This window comes from uncultured Hymenobacter sp., from assembly GCF_964243305.1.
Classification (GTDB): Bacteria; Bacteroidota; Bacteroidia; order Cytophagales; family Hymenobacteraceae; genus Hymenobacter.
Genome location: NZ_CAXTEF010000007.1, coordinates 111,348 through 129,475 on the forward strand (window position 1 = coordinate 111,348; position 18,128 = coordinate 129,475).

Sequence of the window (18,128 nt, forward strand, 5' to 3'; positions counted from 1 at the left end):
TTATGGCCGCCCCCCGCTCCCGTTCTGCTTCCTCGTTGCCGCGGCGCTGGCAGCGCCGTTGGCGCCACTACAACTGGCGACCCCTGGCGGGGCTGGCAGGGGGCAGCCTGGTCTTCAGCCTAGCCTTGGTGGGCTACTTGTATGGCGTCGAGGGCCATTTTTTCAACCGGATTTTCTCGGCGTTCGTCGTTGTTTTTGGCTTGCTGGCTTTCACGTTTCGGGTGGCCGTGCCGTTCGTGGGCTGGGCGGCAGCCAACTGGTTTGGCCGCGCCTGGGCCGGAGCGCCGCCCACCCAAAACCTCCGCCGCGCCGCGTCAGGGCCCATTTCTACACTCCCTACCCCCCCTCGCCGGCCCAACGTGCCGGCCCGCAGCCCGGAATTGTACCCTTAATTTTAAGTTTATTGGATAAAAACGGCCCGCGGGGTGTTGCCCCCGCAAACCGGAACATTTCGCTCCACTCTCAGTTCGCTTCTCACCCGTTCATGCTCATGTTAAACCAACCGCAGACCCCCGTGAAAACGACACTCCTCCATATCAAAAACATGGTGTGCCCCCGCTGCGTCGAGGCCGTGCAAACCTTACTCGTGCGGGCTGGCTACCAGCCCACCGCCGTTAGCCTGGGCGTAGCCGAGCTGGACCTGAGCACGCCCGCCGACCCCGAAGCCGTGGCGCCGCTCCTGCAAGCTGCCGGTTTCGACCTGCTGCGCAGCCGCGCCGAGCAGCTCAGCGAGCAAATCAAGGCCAGTCTGGCCGATTACGTCGAGCACCTGCGCACGGCCCGCGCCCCGCTCACGGCCTCGGCTTTTCTCGGCGACCGGTTTGCGGCCACCTACTCACACCTGAGCAAGGTATTCTCGCGCACCACTAACCTGACCATTGAAAAGTATCTGATTCGACTAAAAATCGAGCAAGTAAAAGAGATGCTGAGCTACGGCGAGTTGACGCTCAACCAGATTGCCGACGAGTTGCGCTACAGCTCCGGCCAGCACCTGAGCAACCAGTTCCGCCAGGTCACGGGCGTCTCCGTCACCGATTTTCGCCGGATGCTACTGCCCGAGCGCCTGTCGCTCGATTCGCTGGGGTAGGGAATTTTAAGTTGATAAAAACAATAAAAGGCGGCTACCAATCTGGTAGCCGCCTTTTTATTTTATGCCGTCTGTCAATGTCCTATTTCAGCAGCTCATGCAGCACCGTCTGCATCGAAAAAACCCGGTTACCCGCTTCCTCAATAATGAGCGAGCCCGGCGCATCCAACACGGCGTCGGATACTTCCACGTTGCGCCGCACCGGCAGGCAGTGCAGAAATTTAGCATCATTCGTCAAGGCCATATGGGCCGGCGTGAGCATCCAGGCCGGGTCGTTGCCGAGCACCTGCCCGTAGTCGTGGAAGCTGCTCCAGTTCTTGGCCTGCACGAAATCAGCGCCCTCCAGCGCCTTACGCTGGTCGTATTCAATGCGGGCGCCCTTGGTAAACCGCTCGTCCAGCTCGTAGCCTTCCGGGTGCGTGATGACGAAATCAACCCACTCAACCTCCGAAAACCACTCGGCGAACGAGTTAGGCACGCACTGCGGCAGCGCGCGCACGTGCGGCGCCCAGGTCAGCACCACTTTCACCCGCTCCGTGCGCTTGAACTCGGCCACGGTAATCAGGTCGGCAAATGACTGCAACGGGTGGCGCGTGGCGCTTTCCAGGCTGATAACCGGCACCGTGGCGTATTGCAGAATCTTGTTGAACGTCCGCTCCTCGTAGTCCTCGTCCCGGTCCGTAAGGGTAGGAAACGTGCGCACGCCCAGCACGTCGCAATACTGGCTCATCACCGCAATGGCATCCTTAATGTGCTCCTGCGTCGAGCCGTTCATCACCGCGCCATCGGCCATTTCTAGCGTCCAGGAGTCGGCGCCCGCGTTCAGCACCCAGGCCTGCGCCCCCAGATTATACGCCGCCTTGACGCTGCTGAGCCGGGTGCGCAAGCTGGGATTGAAAAATATCAGCCCCACAGTTTTGTTGCGTCCGATGTGCTGGTAGCCGAACGGGTTTTGCTTGATTTCCAGCGCCTTGTTCAGCAGCGCCTGGTAGTCGCCCGCATCGGCGAACGAGGTGAAGTTTTTCATGATTGAAAAGATTGTTCAGGAATGTCACACCAAAAAATAAGGGGCCGAGCCTTTTGGCCCGGCCCCTCCTAAATGTGTATCTGACTACCGCATCCAATTACGGATAACAAAAACAAGCGCAAATACTCCACCTATTAGTGCAGCTATAAATAGTAGTGCTCTAGCAACAAGCATTGCAGTAGCTGCTAGAGCAACAATGATAATGAGACCTGCAACACTAATAATTAACTTTATAGTATTAGAAACCTCGTTAGAACTGCCAGAAGTGTTTTTTATAATAGGTTTTTGTGATTTAATGGGTCTATTATCATAGCTGTCACTGATACGGCCCCAGATAAAAAATAGACCTGTTAGTCCCACTAGCAAAAGCAGAACCTTTATATCATAAACAGCAATGCTAATAAGCATTGCTAGGACAAAACAGCACAATAAGCTCGTGCCAATTATCCATACCAGGTTTAGGAGACGCCGCATCTTTAGAATGTGATATTTGGTGCAATTGTCTTTTGCAGAAAAAACAGGTCCGAAATAGATGCTTAAGAAATGAATTACTATTTATGTGTTAATATTATCAAACTATTGTTTTAGCATTACATCGCCCGATACTCCTTCCAGCTCTTAATCTTCAAATCCGCCAGTTCCAGCGTGCAAAACGCATTGATAAACGCACTCGCCAGTCGCGCATTCGTCAGCAGCGGAATGCTGAAATCCACTGCCGTGCGCCGGATTTTATAGTCGTTATCTAATTCACCTTTAGTCAGGTTCTTAGGAATATTGACGACTAGCTCAATCTTCTTCTCCTGCAAATACGAAATAACGTTGGGCGACTGCGCCTCATCGGGCCAGTGGAGCAGGGTCGTGGGCAGGTTGTTTTCGGCGAAAAAGCGGTGCGTGCCGGCCGTGGCGTAGAGCGTGAAGCCGCGCTGCGCCAGCAGCCGCGCCACGGGCAGCAAGACCACTTTCGAGGCAATGGGCCCGCCTGAAATCAGCACCGAGTGCTGCGGAATCCGGTAGCCAACGGAGAGCATGGATTTGAGCAGCGCCTCAGCCGCCGTGTCGCCCAGGCAGCCGACCTCGCCGGTCGAGGCCATGTCGACGGTCAGCACTGGGTCGGCGCCAGCCAGGCGGGTGAAGGAGAACTGCGAGGCCTTGACGCCCACGAAGTTGGCGTCGTACACCAACTCGCTTGCGTCGCGAGCCGGCGCCTGACCCAGCAGCACCTGCGTGGCCTTTTTCACCAGGTTGTTGCCCGACACCTTCGACACGAACGGGAAGCTGCGCGAGGCCCGCAGGTTCAGCTCAATCACCTTCAGCTCGTTGTCCTTGCCCAGAAACTGGATGTTGAACGGCCCGCTGATTTGGTAGCGCCGCGCGATTTTCTCGGCAATGGCCTTGAGGCGTCGCACCGTCTCGACGTACACCTTTTGGGGGGGGTAGTACATCGTGGCGTCGCCGGAGTGCACACCCGCGAACTCGACGTGCTCGGAAATAGCGTAGGAAATAATTTCGCCCTTATTCGCTACCGCGTCCAGCTCAATTTCCTTGGCTTCCTCAATAAATTCGGATACCACCACCGGATATTCCGCGCTTACTTCCTTCGCTAACTTCAGAAACGTTTCCAACTCTTCTTTATTGGAAACCACGTTCATCGCCGCGCCCGACAAGACGTAGGACGGCCGAATCAGCACCGGAAAACCCACGGTCTCCACGAAGCCAAACACGCCTTCCAGCGTTGTCAATTCCTGCCAGCGGGGCTGCAAAACGTCCAATTCATCCATAATGGACGAGAATTTATGGCGGTTTTCGGCCTCGTCAATGCGCAGCGGTGAGGTGCCCAGCACCGGCACGTTCTGCTGGTGCAGGCGCGTGGCCAGGTTGTTCGGAATCTGCCCGCCCGTGGAAAGAATAATGCCTTCCGGCTGCTCGAAATCCAGAATATCCATCACCCGCTCAAACGACAGCTCCTCAAAATAGAGCCGGTCGCTCATATCGTAGTCGGTGCTGACAGTTTCGGGGTTATAATTAATGACAATCGACTTGTAGCCGGTCGCCGCCACGGTCTGCACCGCCTGCACGCCGCACCAGTCAAACTCCACGCTGCTGCCGATGCGGTACACGCCGGAGCCCAGCACGGCCACAGCCTTGTCCGGCTCTGGCGCCAGGTCGTTTTCCGTGCCGTGGTAGCTCAGATACAGATAGTTGGTTTGCGCTGGAAACTCGGCGGCCAGCGTGTCAATCTGCTTCACCACGGGAATGATGCCCAAGGCTTTGCGCCGCGCCCGCACCCGCAGCTCGTTGGCTTTTAAGTCATCTTCGCCGTAGAGCTTCACCGCAATTTGCTGGTCGGAAAAGCCTGCTTTCTTGCAATCCGCCAATAGCTCCGCCTCCAATTCCCTACCCCCCCCCTGTGGCGCAAGCTGCTCACCGAGCTTGAAAATGCTGAACAGCCGCTGCAAAAACCACAAATCAATGCGCGTTAATTCAAATACCTGCTCCGGCGAATAGCCTTCCTCATACGCCTTGTTAATAGCAAAAATCCGCTCCTCATTCGGGTCGCTCAGCAGCGTGGCGGTGTCGCCGGTCACGGCGCCCGCCGGGTTGGCCACGAAGCCGCGCTTGCCGGTATCCAGCATCCGCAGGCCCTTCTGAATAGCTTCCTCGAACGAGCGGCCAATGGCCATAACTTCGCCCACGCTCTTCATGCTGGAGCCAATCTGCCGCGTCACGCCGTCGAACTTGCCCAAGTCCCAGCGCGGCAATTTCACGACCACGTAGTCCAGCGCCGGCTCAAAAAACGCCGAGGTCGTCTTCGTAACGCTGTTTTTAATGTCAAATAAGCCGTAGCCCAGCGCTAGCTTCGCCGCCACAAACGCCAGCGGGTAGCCCGTCGCCTTAGAAGCCAGCGCCGACGAGCGCGAGAGCCGCGCATTCACTTCAATTACGCGGTAATCCTCGGAAACCGGGTCCAGCGCGTACTGAATATTACACTCGCCCACGATGCCCAGGTGCCGGATGGTCTTAATCCCAATCGAGCGCAGTAAGTGGTATTCGCTATTGGAAAGCGTTTGCGAAGGCGCCACCACAATGCTCTCGCCGGTATGAATGCCGATGGGGTCGAAATTCTCCATGTTGCACACCGTAATGCAGTTATCAAAACGGTCGCGTACCACTTCGTACTCCACTTCCTTCCATCCTTTCAGCGATTCCTCCACCAGAATCTGCCCGGACGACGACAGCGCCCGCTCGGCCAGTTCGCGCAATTCAGCCTCGTTATCGGCAAAGCCGCTGCCCAGGCCGCCGAGCGCGAAAGCCGCCCGCACGATGATGGGAAAGCCGATTTCGGTGCCCGCCGCCACGGCCGCGTCCACGCTGTTCACGGCGCGGCTGCGGGCGGTTTTCACCCCAATCTGGTCGAGCTTCTGGATGAAAATATCCCGGTCCTCGGTGTCGATAATCGACTGCACCGGCGTGCCCAATACGCGGACGTTATGTTTCTCAAAAATACCGTTGCGAAATAGCTCAACCGCGCAATTCAACGCCGTTTGCCCGCCGAAAGCAACCAGAATACCGTCTGGCTTTTCCTTAATAATGACTTGCTCCACGAAATACGGCGTGACGGGCAGGAAATACACGTCGTCGGCAATGTCGTCCGACGTTTGCACCGTGGCAATATTGGGGTTAATGAGAATGGTTTGAATCCCTTCCTCCTTCAATGCCTTAAGTGCCTGCGAACCGGAATAGTCAAACTCCCCCGCTTCACCAATTTTGAGCGCGCCGGAGCCTAGCACCAGCACTTTTTTAATGTCGTCCATTAAGTATGTTAAAAGGCTTGCAGAATTAGTTTTAAGCCGCTGTGCGCAGTAGAGACGCAATATTTTGCGTCTCGTCGTTGAACGTCCAATATCATATCTTATTGACGTTTTCGTTCAATGACGAGACGCAAAATATTACGTCTCTACTGCGCGCTGAATGATGAAACAGACCGTAATTAAACAACTGCCGCTACTTTAGCTAATTTATATTGCTCAACCAGCGCTAAAAACTCATCAAACAGAAACTCCGTGTCCGTGGGGCCGCCGGCGGCTTCGGGGTGAAACTGCACGGCGAAAAACGGCTTGGTCTGGTGTCGGATGCCCTCGCAGCTGCCGTCGTTCAGGTTCGTGAACAAGCCTTCCCAGCCTGCGGGCAGCTTGGCTAAATCAACTGCGAAGCCGTGATTTTGCGAGGTGATGTAACACTTATTGGTGCCGAGCTGCCGCACCGGCTGATTGTGGCTGCGGTGCCCGTATTTGAGCTTGTAGGTATCGGCGCCGCAAGCCAGGCCCATGAGCTGAATGCCCAGGCAGATGCCGAAAATGGGCTTGTCGCCGGCCAGCGCGGTGCGCAAATGCTCGATGGTAACCGCGCAGGTCTTGGGGTCGCCGGGTCCGTTTGAGAAGAACAGGCCATCGTACTCGATGGTATTGAAATCAAAGTTCCAAGGCACCCGAATCAGCTCCACGTCGCGGTCGAGCAGGCAGCGGATGATGTTGTTTTTCACGCCGCAGTCCACGAGCACGATTTTGTGCTGTCCGCTGCCGTAGCGCGTCACCTCCGACACGCTCACCTGGCTGACCAAATTATCCTCGTTGGGGTCGTGAAACGGAATGTCTTCCTCGGTCACGATTTTGCCCAGCATGGCGCCGCTTTCGCGCAACTTCTTGGTCAGCAACCGGGTATCGACATCGTAAATGCCGGGGATATTATGCGATGCCAGCCATTCGCCCAAGCTCTTATCCGCATTCCAATGGTTAAACTCCTCGGAATAATACGAAATAACAAGGCCCGTAATGTGCACTGCGCCCGATTCCAGCACGTTAGAGATTTCGCGCTCAATCAGCTCGCGCGGCACGCCGTAGTTGCCGACCAGCGGGTAGGTCAGCACCAGAATCTGGCCTTTAAACGACGGGTCGGTCAGGTTTTCGGGGTAGCCCGTCATGGCCGTGCTGAACACGACTTCGCCGGCCGCCGAGGTGTAGGCGCCGAAGGATTTGCCGGTGATTTCGGTCCCGTCGGCCAGCACCAGTTTTACGCTCTTCATGCGGGTTCGGAAATGGGGATGAGGCTATAGAGGGCGGTGAGAAACTGGTCGATTTCGGCCTTGGTAATCGTGAGGGGGGGTAGGAGCCGGAGCACGTTGGGGTCGGAAGCATTGCCGACAAAAATGCGGTGCTCGCTGAGCAGCTTGTCGCGCAACTCCTTGATGGGAAAATCATAGCGCAGGCCGACCATCAGCCCCCGGCCGCGCACTTCCTGCGCCTGCCCGTGGGCCAGCAGCTCGGCGCGCAGGTAGTCGCCCATCTCCGCGGCGTGAGTCACCAGATTCTCTTGCTCAATGACTTCCAACACGGCCAGGCCGGCCGCGCAGGCCAGATGGTTGCCGCCAAACGTAGTGCCGAGCAGGCCAAACGAAGCTTTGAACTTCGGCGAAATAAGCGTGCCGCCGATGGGGAAGCCGTTGCCCATACCCTTGGCCGTGGTGATGATATCGGGCCGGATGCCGCTGTGCTGATGCGCGAAAAACCGGCCGCTGCGGCCGTAGCCGCATTGCACCTCGTCGGCAATGAGCACGACCTCATGCGCGCCGCAGACCAGCGCCAGCCCCGCCAGAAAGTCATCGGAAGGCATGATAATGCCGCCTACCCCCTGAATGGGCTCGATAATGACGGCACAGACATCGCCGCCTTTCAGGACCTGCGCCACAGCCCGCAAGTCGTAATCCACGAAGGTCACGGCATGGGTGGCGTTAAAGGGCGCCACGATTTTAGGATTGTCAGTAACGGCGACCGCGCCCGACGTGCGGCCGTGAAAAGCACCTTTAAACGCTACAACGCGGGTTTTACCGGTGTGAAAAGACGCCAGTTTGAGCGCGTTTTCGTTGGCCTCAGCGCCGGAGCTGCTCAGAAACAGCGAGTAGTCCTCATAGCCCGACACCTGCCCCAGCTTGCGCGCCAGCTCCGCCTGAATCGGAATCTGCACCGAGTTAGAGTAGAAGCTAATTTGCCCCAGTTGCGCTTGCAGGCGCTGCACGTAGTGCGGATGAGCGTGGCCGATGGAAATCACGGCGTGCCCGCCGTAAAAATCCAAGTAGTCGCGGCCCTGCTCGTCCCAGAGCGTGGCGCCCAGCGCCTTTACGGGCGTGATGTTGACGAGCGGGTAAACGTTGAAAAGCTCCATAATTCTATGATTGTTCTGGCGGTGCGCCTCACCCCCCGGCCCCCTCTCCGAAAAGGAGAGGGGGAGCTATGGCGGAGTAGGTAGTTAAATCCTGTGGGCTTTACAGCAGTATGAATGTTCTTGTACCTTCTCTTGCAGATGCAGGAATATAATATGATGAAGTGTCTTTCGTGAAATTAGTAGCGGCAGCATTTCCACGAACAACCTTAATCCAATGACCAAATTGCTTTTGAATAATAACATTATCACCAGGATGCAAACGCAAAGCAGGTGTTTTATTTACTGTATCTGCCAGGTGTCGATATAAATTAGCTGGCTTAGCCAAAGTAAAACCACGAGGGTTTGCACTCCCTTGAAGTGCTTTTTGCACGTCAAGTATTTGTACCGATGTTGCTTTACTAGATAATGGCGTAACATCACGTTGTTGCTGAGCCAGTGCAATGCTTGGCATAATAAGTACCAGCAGGGGCAGTACGTATTTCATATAATTGATTGCATATGTAAGGCTTGTGTCATGAACACTACTTGTCTCCCCTCTCCTTTTCGGAGAGGGGCCGGGGGGTGAGGCACATCGCTAGAACGTTGAATCAGAAAAACGAAGCTTTCAACCCCAAGCCTGTTGCTTCCGGCAACCCAAACAGCAGATTCATATTCTGCACCGCCTGGCCCGAAGCGCCTTTAATTAAATTGTCCAGCGCGGCCGTAATCAGCAGCTGGTCGCCGTGTTTTTGCAGGTGCAAAAAGCATTTATTGGTATTAACAACCTGCTTCAAGTTAATTTCCTTACCGGAAACTACCGTAAACGGCGCGTCGTGGTAATACTGCTGATACTGCACTTGAGCTTCGGCCAGCGGTAGCTCGCAGGTCGTGTAGACCGAAGCGAAAATGCCGCGGGTGAAATTGCCGCGGTAGGGGATGAAGTGAATAGGCTGCTCGAAACCGGGTTGCAAGCCAATTAGCGTCTCGCCAATTTCGCCTAAGTGCTGGTGCGTGAAGGCTTTGTAGATGGAGACGTTGTTATTGCGCCAGGAAAAGCTGCCCGTGTCGGTGAGTCCGCGTCCGGCGCCGGTCGAGCCGGTGATGGCCGACACATGCACGGCCTGCGTGAGCAGACCCGCCTGCGCCAACGGCAGCACCGCCAGTTGAATAGCCGTAGCAAAACAGCCCGGATTAGCTATGCTGCTGGCCGTGCGCAGCTGCTCGCGGTTGCATTCGGGCAGCCCATAGATGAATTGGCGGCCTATAAAGTCGCGGTCAGCGGCTAGGCGAAAATCGTTACTTAAGTCGATGACATTGGTAGTCAGCGGCAGATTGGTGCTCTCCAAAAACGTCTTGGAATTGCCGTGACCCAGGCACAAGAACACCACGTTTTCATCGCCGCTCAACTCGCTTTGAAATTGCAAGTCGGTGTCGCCCAACAAGTCGTCGTGCACCGAGGCCACGGGCGCGCCCGCGTTCGAGCTGCTCACCACGGCCGTGATTTCCGCCGCCGGATGGGGCAGGAGCAGCCGAATCAGCTCGCCGGCCGTGAAGCCCGCGCCGCCCACGATGCCGACCTTAATTTTCATCGTGCAGGCTGGCGCTGATTTTCAGCTGATTGCCGAAAATCTTGATGAATCCTTTGGCGTCGCGGGCGTCCCAGGCATTGTTTTCCTCGCCGTAAGTTGCCACTTTCGACTGCATCATATCAAACCTCGACTCGATACCTAGCAGCTCGAACTGATAGGGCTTGAGCTGCACGAACACCGTGCCCGACACGTGCTGCTGCGACGAGGCCAGAAAGGCTTCCATGTCGCGCATCACCGGGTCAAGGTACTGCGCTTCGTGCAAGAGCGTGCCGTACCAGTTGGCGATGTAGTCCTTATGCAAGAGCTGCCAGCGGGTGCTGGTGTGCTTTTCCAGCAAGTGGTGCGCTTTGATGAGCATCAGCGGCGCGGGCGCCTCAAAACCCACGCGGCCCTTGATGCCCAGAATCGTGTCGCCCACGTGCGTGTCGCGCCCAATGGCGTAGGCCGCGCCCAGCTCGTTGAGACGTTGGATGAGCACGATGGGGGGTAGGGATTCGCCGTTCAGCGCCACGGGCTCCCCGCGTTCAAAGGTAATTTCCACGCGCTGCGGCTCGGTCTGGCGCAGTTGCGAGGGGTAGGCGGTTTCGGGCAGCGCCTCGCGCGACGTCAGCGTTTCGACGCCGCCCACGCTGGTGCCCCAAATGCCCTTGTTGATGGAATAGCGGGCCTTTTCCCAGCTCATCTCGAAGCCCTGCTTTTGCAAATAGTCAATCTCGGCCTGGCGCGAGAGCTTAAGGTCGCGGATGGGCGTCAGAATCTCGGTTTGGGGCGCGATGACGGCGAACGCCACGTCGAAGCGCACCTGGTCGTTACCCGCGCCGGTGCTGCCGTGGGCAATGTAATCAGCCTGATTGGCGCGGGCATACTCGGCAATGGCTAGCGACTGAAACATGCGCTCGGCGCTCACCGAGAGCGGGTAGGTGTCGTTTTTGAGCACGTTGCCGAAGAGCAGAAAGCGCAGGCAGTCGCGGTAAAACCGCTCCGTGACGTCAATTACCTCGTGCTTCACCGAGCCCAGCTCATAGGCCCGCTTTTCGATGGCGGCCAACTCCTCAGCCGCGAAGCCGCCGGAATTGACGATAACCGTGTGGACTTCCAGGCCCAACTCGCGCGACAGATACACGGCGCAAAATGAGGTGTCGAGGCCGCCGCTGTAGGCTAGAATAACTTTTTTCTTCATGCTAACTAGGAGGGCTGGGGCGCCGGGACGGGGGTAGGGAGAAGGGCGGTTTCGGCGTCGTCGGCCGTGAAATCAGGTATTTGAATTTGCACCGGCGCGCCGTCGTACACCATGCCGGTGCAGAGGCACATTTTGCGCTCGTTGTCCATCAGGATGCCGTAATTTTTGCAACTGCGACAGCCCTTCCAGAAATCTTCGCTGTGCGTCAGCTCCGAAAACGTGACGGGCTTGTAGCCCAGCTCGGTGTTGATTTTCATCACCGCGAGGCTGGTTGTGATGCCGAAAATCTTGGCCTGCGGGTACTTGGTGCGCGAGAGCTTGAATACCGCCCGCTTGATGGCCCGCCCCACGCCGTGCTGGCGGATGGCGGTATTGACGACGAGCCCGGAGTTGACCACAAACGTGTCATCCTCAAAGGTTTCGATATAGCAGAAGCCTGCCAGCTCGTCATCCACGAAGGCGATGATGCCGTCGCCGTTAGCCATTTTCTGGGCTACGTAAGCCGGCTCGCGCTTGGCGATGCCGGTGCCGCGCTGCTTGGCCGACTCGACGTACCACTGGCACAAAAGGTCCGCATACGGTGCATCCGCGGCGGTAGCAACCCGAATTGTCATTTTTGATTTAAAACTTAGGATAGATGTGCGGCTGCCCGGAAGCACATTTCCACTGTGCCGTTCTCGTCAAGCCCAAAATCTGTCGGTAAGCAGGCGGGCGGGGGCAACCCGACTCGCAAAGTGGCAGCGGCCCGGCGTCGCGGGGCGTAGCAGGCGGCTGTGGCAGCCGCTAGGGTCGTCGCACCAGCGCGCAAAGCGGTTCAAACGCGTCCGTAGCTCCCGGCCGGGGGGCGGGGTAGCGCAGTACAGACAAGTAAACCGGGCGGAACATGGCGGAGAAAAAGGTTTCGGACGCGCTAACGAGTGTTTGGCGCATCAGGTTCAATTCCGGGCAAAGGTAAAAGCCCCTACTTTTGCCTGCAACCTTTGCTTGCAGGTTTTTCAAGTCGGCCGCCGCCGCGGCCGGGGCCAGCAGTTGAGCGAACGTTATTATAAAGTATGAGGAAGCCGAAGGTAAGCGTGTTCAAGATAGGCGGCGGTATTATCGACCACGCGCCAGATTTACAGGAATTCCTGCGGCAGTTTTCGCAAATAAGCGGCCTGAAAATACTGGTGCACGGTGGCGGCAAAGGCGCCAGCCAGATGCTGGAAAAGCTGGGCCTGACGCCCCAACTGGTCAATGGCCGACGCATTACTGACGCCGCGACGCTGGATATTGTCAGCATGTTTTACGCCGGCAAAACCAACAAGCAAATCGTGGCGGCGCTGCAACATATTGGCATTAACGCGCTGGGCCTCAGCGGTGCCGATGGCAACGTTATTCAAGCCGTGAAGCGGCCGGTGCGGGATATAGACTACGGTTTTGTAGGCGATTTGAGCGAGGCCAGCATCAACGCGCCCCTGATTCAGGGTTTACTGGAGCTGGGCCTGACGCCCGTATTCTGCCCGATTAATCACGACGGCCAAGGACAATTGTTAAATACCAACGCCGATACCATCGCTGCGTCAGTGGCTAAGGCTTTGAGCACTAATTACGAGGTGGAGCTGCATTTCTGTTTCGAGAAAAACGGCGTTTTGCGCGATGTCAACGATGAGCAGTCGGTTATTTCCAAAATAACGCCGGCCGATTATGCTGAATTAAAGCGGCGCGGTAGTATTGCCGCCGGCATGTTGCCAAAATTGGAAAATGCGTTTGACGCTTTGAATTACGGCGTGGAAAAAGTCATTATTGAACACGCGCTGCACCTGAGCGGGCCACTAAAAACCGAGCTATGCCGGAGCTAACCAGGGAGCTTGCTCAGCTTGGCGACGAGGCCGTGGAGCTGCTGACCCAACTTATCCAAACGCCTTCATTTTCGCGCGAAGAAGCCGACACAGCCACGCTGATTGAGGCGTTTCTAGCGGTGAGGGGGGTAGGAACGCAGCGGCGGCAAAACAATGTCTGGGCCGTGGCGCCGCACTTCGACGCCCAAAAGCCGACCCTGCTGCTCAACTCGCACCACGACACGGTGAAGCCCGGCGCGGGCTGGACGTATCCGCCTTTTGCGGTCACGCGGGAAGGTGATAAATTGATTGGTCTGGGCAGCAATGACGCGGGCGCCGCTGCGGTGAGCTTGCTAGCAACGTTCTTATATTTTCAAAATAAGCCGCGCGCCTTTAATTTAATTTGCGCCATTACAGCAGAAGAGGAGATTTCGGGCGCTAATGGCATCCGCAGCATCCTGTCGGCGCTGGGAAAAATCGACCTCGGCATCGTGGGCGAGCCGACCGGAATGCAACTGGCCATTGCCGAAAAAGGCCTGCTCGTGCTCGACGCCACGGCCCACGGCCGCACCGGCCACGCCGCCCGCGACGAAGGCGAGAACGCCCTTTATAAGGCGCTGGATGACATTCAGTGGCTGCGGCAGTACCAGTTTCCGCAAGTATCGCCGCTGCTGGGGCCGGTGAAAATGACGGTCACGCAAATCACGGCGGGTCAGCAGCATAATGTGGTGCCCGACCGCTGCCAGTTTGTGATTGACGTGCGCACGAATGAATTATATCAAAACCAGGCGATAGTTGACCTTATTCAGGCTAATATAAAATCGGAGATTGTACCGCGCTCGACCTATCTTAATTCATCCAGCATCAGTGAAAACCATCCGCTGGTGCGCAAGGGGGTAGGGATGGGCAAGCGTATTTATGGCTCGCCAACTTTATCAGACCAAGCGGTAATGCCGTTTGAGACGCTGAAAATGGGGCCGGGGGAAAGCGCCCGCTCGCATACGCCGGATGAGTATATTTTAGTGAGTGAGATACGGGCAGGAATTCGAGATTATGTGGAGTTGCTGAGCAATTTTGGCTAGTAATGTTTCTACTAAGAATCACCGGTCATGCTGACGAAGGAAGCATCCTATCACGTTGGAATGATGCAGTAATCAACAATTAATGCTCGTTAAGGCGTGATAAGATGCTTCCTTCGTCAGCATGACCGACATTTTGAGTGTCAACATTTTGAATATGTATCATGAAAATTTGGGAGAAAGGATTCTTCGTTAACGAAACCATTGAGAAATTTACTGTCGGTCAAGACCAGGAATTAGACCTGCACCTGGCGTATTTCGACCTCGTGGCCTCGAAGGCCCAGGCCAACATGCTGGCAAAAGTGGGCCTTATCTCCGCCGAAGAGCAGGCGCAATTGCTCACGGGGCTGGACGAGCTGCTGGCGCAAGTCGCGGCGGGCGAGTTTCAGATTGAGGCGGAGTTTGAGGACGTGCACTCCAAAATCGAGTTTTACCTGACTGAGAAGTTCGGCGACGCGGGCAAGAAAATCCACACCGCCCGCTCGCGCAACGACCAGGTACTGACGGCTATTCAGCTCTTTATCAAGGATTACGCGGCGCGCATGGCCGCCAAGATGCTGGCGCTGGCCGAAGTGTTGCTGGTCAAGGCCGAGCGGCACCAGGCCGATTTGCTACCCGGCTATACCCATTTTCAGGCGGCCATGCCCAGCAGCTTCGGGCTCTGGTTTTCGGCGTATGCCGAGCACTTGCTCCTGGATTTGGCCTTGTTTGAGGCGGCGCACCGCGTGGCCGACCAGAACCCGCTGGGCTCGGGCGCGGGCTTCGGCAGCAGCTTCCCGATTGACCGGGCCATGACGACGCAGGAACTGGGCTTCGGCCAAGTGGCGGTGAGCGCCGTGGGCGCGCAGATGCTGCGCGGCAAAACCGAGAAAACCCTCGCCTTCGCCCTGGCCGGCGCGGCCGGTACGCTGGGCAAGCTGGCCTATGATTTGGTGCTCTACAACAGCCAGGATTTGGGGTTCGTGACTCTGCCCCAGGAGTTCACGACCGGCTCCAGCATCATGCCCCACAAGAAAAACCCCGATGTGTTTGAGTTGGTGCGGGCCCACGCCAACCGTTTGCAAGCGCTGCCGAATGATATTATCCTAGCCACGAGCAACCTGCCCAGTGGCTACCACCGCGACTTTCAGCTGCTCAAAGAGCTATTGTTCGGGCCGATGATGCAGTTTGCCAATCTGCTTGATTTGCTCCTGTTTGCCTTGCCCGAAATTCAGGTGAAGGCCGGTGTTATCGAGCAGAGCAAATACGACCCGATTTTCTCGGTCGAGAACATCAACCAGCTGATTCTGGCCGGCGTGCCGTTTCGGGATGCCTACCAGCAAGTCGGGCGGGCCGTGGAGGATGGCAGCTACCAGCCGCACCGACAGTTTCAGACTACGCACCTGGGCAGCATCCACAACCCCGGTCTGGCCGAAATCGCCGCTAAAGTGCAGGACTGGCGACAGCGCAGCCCGTTGTTCGGGCACTTCAGGGAGTAAGAGGGGGGTAGGAATTGCCGGCCGGCCTTTACCCCCGAACTGAACCCCTACCCCCTGTGCTGGGTTTAAACCCCGTGCCTTCCGCCTCGCCTCGCATTCTGCTGCTCACGCCCCCGCTCACGCAGCTCAACACGCCCTACCCGGCCACGGCCTACATCAAGGGGTTTTTGCAGGGCGCCCGCGGCTATGCCGTGGAGCAAGCGGATATGGGGCTGCTGCTGGTCTTGCGGCTGTTTTCGGCCGAAGGGCTGGGTCAGGTGTTCGATAAGATTGAAAACCAGGGTTTTGAGCTGAGCGACAACGCGGCGCGGATGCTGCGCCTGCGCCGCCGCTACGAAAGCACCATCGCCCCGGTCATCCGCTTTTTGCAGAACAAGGACCTGACCCTGGCCGCGCGCATCTGCCACGGCCGCTACCTGCCCGAAGCCGCCCGCTTCGACCATGTGGGCGACCTGGAAGCCGCCTTCGGCACGATGGGCCTGCACGACCAGGCCCGGCACCTGGCCACGCTCTACCTGGAAGATTTGGCCGATTTGCTCAAGGAAACCGTGGGCCCGCAGTTTGGCTTCTCACGCTACGCTGAGAGCCTGGCGATGTCGGCCACGAGCTTCGAGCCGCTGCACGAGGCCTTGCAGGCGGCGCCCAATCTGGTCGATACCATGCTGCTGGAGCTGCTGGACCAGGTTTTGGCCGAGACGCAGCCTGATGTCGTCGGCTTCACGGTGCCCTTTCCCGGCAATCTCTACGGCGCCTTGCGGCTGGCCCAGCGCATCAAGCAAGCGCGGCCGGCAGTCGTGACGGTGATGGGCGGCGGCTACCCCAACACCGAGCTGCGCCAGATTCGGGAGCCGCGGTTTTTTGACTACATCGATTATTTGACGCTCGATGACGGCGAGGGGCCCTGGCTGCGACTGCTGGAATATTTATCCTGTCATGCTGAGCCCCGCGAAGCATCCTACCACGCCTCAACGAGCAGCAATCAAACAGGTATTGCGTCGTTCGGCGGCGAGAAGATGCTTCGCGGGGCTCAGCATGACGACCGATTATTACAGCGCACCTTCCGGCGCAACTCGCTTGGCGAGGTCGAGTACCTCAATCATCCCCACCCCGACATCCCGCACCCGGAGGTCGGCACGCCCGACTACAGCGGCCTGCCGCTGGATAAATACCTGAGCGTCATTGAGGTGCTGAATCCCATGCACCGCCTCTGGAGCGACGGGCGCTGGAACAAGCTCACCGTGGCCCACGGCTGCTACTGGAAGCGCTGCTCGTTCTGCGACGTGACGCTGGACTACATCGGGCGCTACGAAACGGCGCCCGCCGCCCTGCTCGTAGACCGCATCGAGCAAATCATCCGGCAAACCGGGCAGACCGGCTTTCATTTCGTCGATGAGGCCGCCCCGCCGCTGGCCCTGCGCGATTTAGCCGTGGAGTTGCTCAAACGGCAGGTCAGCATCACCTGGTGGGGCAACATCCGCTTCGAGAAAACCTTCTCGCCCGACCTGTGCCGGCTGCTGGCGGCCAGCGGCTGCATCGCGGTCAGCGGCGGGCTGGAAGTGGCCTCGGACCGGCTGCTGGCACTCATGGAGAAGGGCGTCACTATCGCCCAAGTGGCGCGGGTAGCCGAGGGCTTCACGCAGGCCGGCATCATGGTGCACGCTTATCTGATGTATGGCTTTCCGACCCAGACAGCGCAGGAAACCGTTGACTCGCTGGAAGTTGTGCGGCAGCTCTTCGCGGCCGGCGTGGTGCAGTCGGGCTACTGGCACCGCTTCTCGATGACGGCCCACTCGCCGGTCGGGAAAAACCCGGCCCGGTATCAGGTGGCGGCCATCGGCCCCGAGCCGGGCGACTTCGCCTGGAACGACCTCTGGCACGACGACCCCACCGGCGCCGACCACGAGACCTTCGGCCCCGGCCTGGCCAAGGCGCTCTACAACTACCTCCACGGCGTGAACCTGGCCGAGCCGCTGAGCTTTTGGTTTGACTTCAAAACGCCCAAAACCACGGTGCCGCGCCAGCTGATAGCACAGGCATTGCAAGCGCCCGCCAAGCCGGATTTTGCGAAGCAGAACCTGCGCCTGTTCTGGCTGGGCAACGCGCCGGCGCTTCGGCTGGAAGGGGGGGGTAGGGAAAGCCGCCGCGCCGTGCTCACCTGCTACGAGCAGGCCGAGGACTTTGAAGTCAAAATTGACGAAGTGGCCGGCCGCTGGCTGCACGTGCTGCTTACTCGCCTCAGCCAGGACTACGATACCAAAGTGCTGTTGAAAGAGGCGGTGCGGGAGTTTCCGGGTGGCCCGGCAGCCTGGGAAAGCTTCGCGGGCGGCCCAGCCTGGGCGCTGCTGCGCGAAAAAGGCCTGCTACTGGTGTAGCGCCGCGTGGCGGTCCGACTGGTTTACGCCAGTGCCGTCAGCGAGTCGTCAAACGATAGTCATGTCTGGCTCATGTCTGGCGCGGGGCTCTGCCCCGTGCCTAACTGGTTTCCGGCCTCTGGCTGGCAGAACGACGACAGAATGAGGCCAGCAGCAGTAACGAGCGGCAACGACCGAACGGCGCCAACGGCGCGGCCCGGCCGGAGGCCGAAAACCAATCAGGCACGGGGCAGAGCCCCGCGCCTGGGCCTGGCGCAGCCGTCAGACCGGTCGGGCCGCTTGGCGGCGCCGGATTCCCTACCCC

15 protein-coding genes are annotated in these 18,128 nt (G+C 58.0%); 6 read left to right on the forward strand and 9 right to left on the reverse strand.

Going from position 1 to position 18,128, the window contains the following annotated elements; all coding sequences use genetic code 11:
• The first annotated feature begins 2 nt into the window (after window positions 1–2).
• Both ACFE70_RS06905 and ACFE70_RS06910 read left to right on the forward strand, forming a co-directional pair.
• Window positions 3–392: a hypothetical protein gene (locus ACFE70_RS06905; RefSeq protein WP_375416992.1), complete on the forward strand. Its 390-nt coding sequence runs from the start codon at window positions 3–5 to the stop codon at window positions 390–392.
• Window positions 393–514: 122 nt separating this feature from the next.
• Entirely contained in the window at window positions 515–1,087 is a 573-nt protein-coding gene (locus ACFE70_RS06910; RefSeq protein WP_375416993.1) for an AraC family transcriptional regulator, read from the forward strand.
• An 82-nt stretch (window positions 1,088–1,169) separates the two neighbouring features.
• Here the strand turns inward: ACFE70_RS06910 and ACFE70_RS06915 are convergent, their stop codons facing one another.
• The 9 genes from ACFE70_RS06915 to ACFE70_RS06955 all read right to left on the reverse strand — a co-directional run bounded on the left by ACFE70_RS06915 (window position 1,170) and on the right by ACFE70_RS06955 (window position 11,692).
• Complete coding sequence (locus ACFE70_RS06915; RefSeq protein ID WP_375416994.1) at window positions 1,170–2,114, reverse strand: acetylornithine carbamoyltransferase; 945 nt, start codon at window positions 2,112–2,114, stop codon at window positions 1,170–1,172.
• Between the two features lie 84 nt (window positions 2,115–2,198).
• Complete coding sequence (locus tag ACFE70_RS06920; RefSeq protein WP_375416995.1) at window positions 2,199–2,522, reverse strand: hypothetical protein; 324 nt, start codon at window positions 2,520–2,522, stop codon at window positions 2,199–2,201.
• A gap of 182 nt (window positions 2,523–2,704) precedes the next feature.
• On the reverse strand, window positions 2,705–5,926 hold the full coding sequence (gene carB, locus ACFE70_RS06925; protein ID WP_375416996.1) for a carbamoyl-phosphate synthase (glutamine-hydrolyzing) large subunit: 3,222 nt from the start codon (window positions 5,924–5,926) through the stop codon (window positions 2,705–2,707).
• 176 nt (window positions 5,927–6,102) lie between these two features.
• The gene (carA, locus tag ACFE70_RS06930; protein WP_375416997.1) at window positions 6,103–7,194 is read right to left on the reverse strand and encodes a glutamine-hydrolyzing carbamoyl-phosphate synthase small subunit; all 1,092 of its coding nucleotides are present in this window, start codon (window positions 7,192–7,194) and stop codon (window positions 6,103–6,105) included.
• Entirely contained in the window at window positions 7,191–8,330 is a 1,140-nt protein-coding gene (locus ACFE70_RS06935) for an aspartate aminotransferase family protein (protein ID WP_375416998.1), read from the reverse strand. The genes carA and ACFE70_RS06935 overlap by 4 nt, the downstream gene beginning before the upstream one ends.
• Before the next feature lie 100 nt (window positions 8,331–8,430).
• Window positions 8,431–8,814: a hypothetical protein gene (locus ACFE70_RS06940; protein ID WP_375416999.1), complete on the reverse strand. Its 384-nt coding sequence runs from the start codon at window positions 8,812–8,814 to the stop codon at window positions 8,431–8,433.
• 103 nt (window positions 8,815–8,917) lie between these two features.
• The gene (gene argC / locus ACFE70_RS06945; RefSeq protein ID WP_375417000.1) at window positions 8,918–9,898 is read right to left on the reverse strand and encodes an N-acetyl-gamma-glutamyl-phosphate reductase; all 981 of its coding nucleotides are present in this window, start codon (window positions 9,896–9,898) and stop codon (window positions 8,918–8,920) included.
• Window positions 9,888–11,078: an argininosuccinate synthase gene (argG, locus tag ACFE70_RS06950; RefSeq protein ID WP_375417001.1), complete on the reverse strand. Its 1,191-nt coding sequence runs from the start codon at window positions 11,076–11,078 to the stop codon at window positions 9,888–9,890. The genes argC and argG overlap by 11 nt, the downstream gene beginning before the upstream one ends.
• Window positions 11,079–11,083: 5 nt before the next feature.
• Window positions 11,084–11,692 (reverse strand): GNAT family N-acetyltransferase, encoded by a 609-nt coding sequence (locus ACFE70_RS06955; protein ID WP_375417002.1) that lies wholly within the window; start codon window positions 11,690–11,692, stop codon window positions 11,084–11,086.
• A gap of 438 nt (window positions 11,693–12,130) precedes the next feature.
• Between ACFE70_RS06955 and argB the strand changes: the two genes are divergently transcribed.
• From argB to ACFE70_RS06975, 4 genes are all read left to right on the forward strand, one after another.
• Entirely contained in the window at window positions 12,131–12,916 is a 786-nt protein-coding gene (gene argB, locus ACFE70_RS06960) for an acetylglutamate kinase (RefSeq protein WP_375417003.1), read from the forward strand.
• The gene (locus ACFE70_RS06965; RefSeq protein ID WP_375417004.1) at window positions 12,904–13,977 is read left to right on the forward strand and encodes a M20 family metallo-hydrolase; all 1,074 of its coding nucleotides are present in this window, start codon (window positions 12,904–12,906) and stop codon (window positions 13,975–13,977) included. Before argB ends, ACFE70_RS06965 begins: the two co-directional genes overlap by 13 nt.
• Before the next feature lie 161 nt (window positions 13,978–14,138).
• Window positions 14,139–15,452 carry an argininosuccinate lyase gene (argH, locus tag ACFE70_RS06970; RefSeq protein ID WP_375417005.1) on the forward strand — a complete coding sequence of 438 codons (1,314 nt, stop codon included), beginning with the start codon at window positions 14,139–14,141 and terminating at the stop codon, window positions 15,450–15,452.
• A 56-nt stretch (window positions 15,453–15,508) separates the two neighbouring features.
• Complete coding sequence (locus ACFE70_RS06975; RefSeq protein WP_375417006.1) at window positions 15,509–17,824, forward strand: B12-binding domain-containing radical SAM protein; 2,316 nt, start codon at window positions 15,509–15,511, stop codon at window positions 17,822–17,824.
• The last annotated feature ends 304 nt before the right edge of the window (window positions 17,825–18,128 follow it).

Excerpts from the sequence above, each read along its gene's own strand:
- ACFE70_RS06965 (WP_375417004.1), top strand. The coding sequence starts at position 12,904 with ATGCCGGAGCTAACCAGGGAGCTTGCTCAGCTTGGCGACGAGGCCGTG.
- argG (WP_375417001.1), bottom strand. The coding sequence starts at position 11,078 with ATGAAGAAAAAAGTTATTCTAGCCTACAGCGGCGGCCTCGACACCTCA.
- argB (WP_375417003.1), top strand. The coding sequence starts at position 12,131 with ATGAGGAAGCCGAAGGTAAGCGTGTTCAAGATAGGCGGCGGTATTATC.
- ACFE70_RS06935 (WP_375416998.1), bottom strand. The coding sequence starts at position 8,330 with ATGGAGCTTTTCAACGTTTACCCGCTCGTCAACATCACGCCCGTAAAG.
- argH (WP_375417005.1), top strand. The coding sequence starts at position 14,139 with ATGAAAATTTGGGAGAAAGGATTCTTCGTTAACGAAACCATTGAGAAA.
- ACFE70_RS06905 (WP_375416992.1), top strand. The coding sequence starts at position 3 with ATGGCCGCCCCCCGCTCCCGTTCTGCTTCCTCGTTGCCGCGGCGCTGG.
- carA (WP_375416997.1), bottom strand. The coding sequence starts at position 7,194 with ATGAAGAGCGTAAAACTGGTGCTGGCCGACGGGACCGAAATCACCGGC.
- ACFE70_RS06955 (WP_375417002.1), bottom strand. The coding sequence starts at position 11,692 with ATGACAATTCGGGTTGCTACCGCCGCGGATGCACCGTATGCGGACCTT.
- ACFE70_RS06940 (WP_375416999.1), bottom strand. The coding sequence starts at position 8,814 with ATGAAATACGTACTGCCCCTGCTGGTACTTATTATGCCAAGCATTGCA.
- carB (WP_375416996.1), bottom strand. The coding sequence starts at position 5,926 with ATGGACGACATTAAAAAAGTGCTGGTGCTAGGCTCCGGCGCGCTCAAA.
- ACFE70_RS06915 (WP_375416994.1), bottom strand. The coding sequence starts at position 2,114 with ATGAAAAACTTCACCTCGTTCGCCGATGCGGGCGACTACCAGGCGCTG.
- ACFE70_RS06920 (WP_375416995.1), bottom strand. The coding sequence starts at position 2,522 with ATGCTTATTAGCATTGCTGTTTATGATATAAAGGTTCTGCTTTTGCTA.
- argC (WP_375417000.1), bottom strand. The coding sequence starts at position 9,898 with ATGAAAATTAAGGTCGGCATCGTGGGCGGCGCGGGCTTCACGGCCGGC.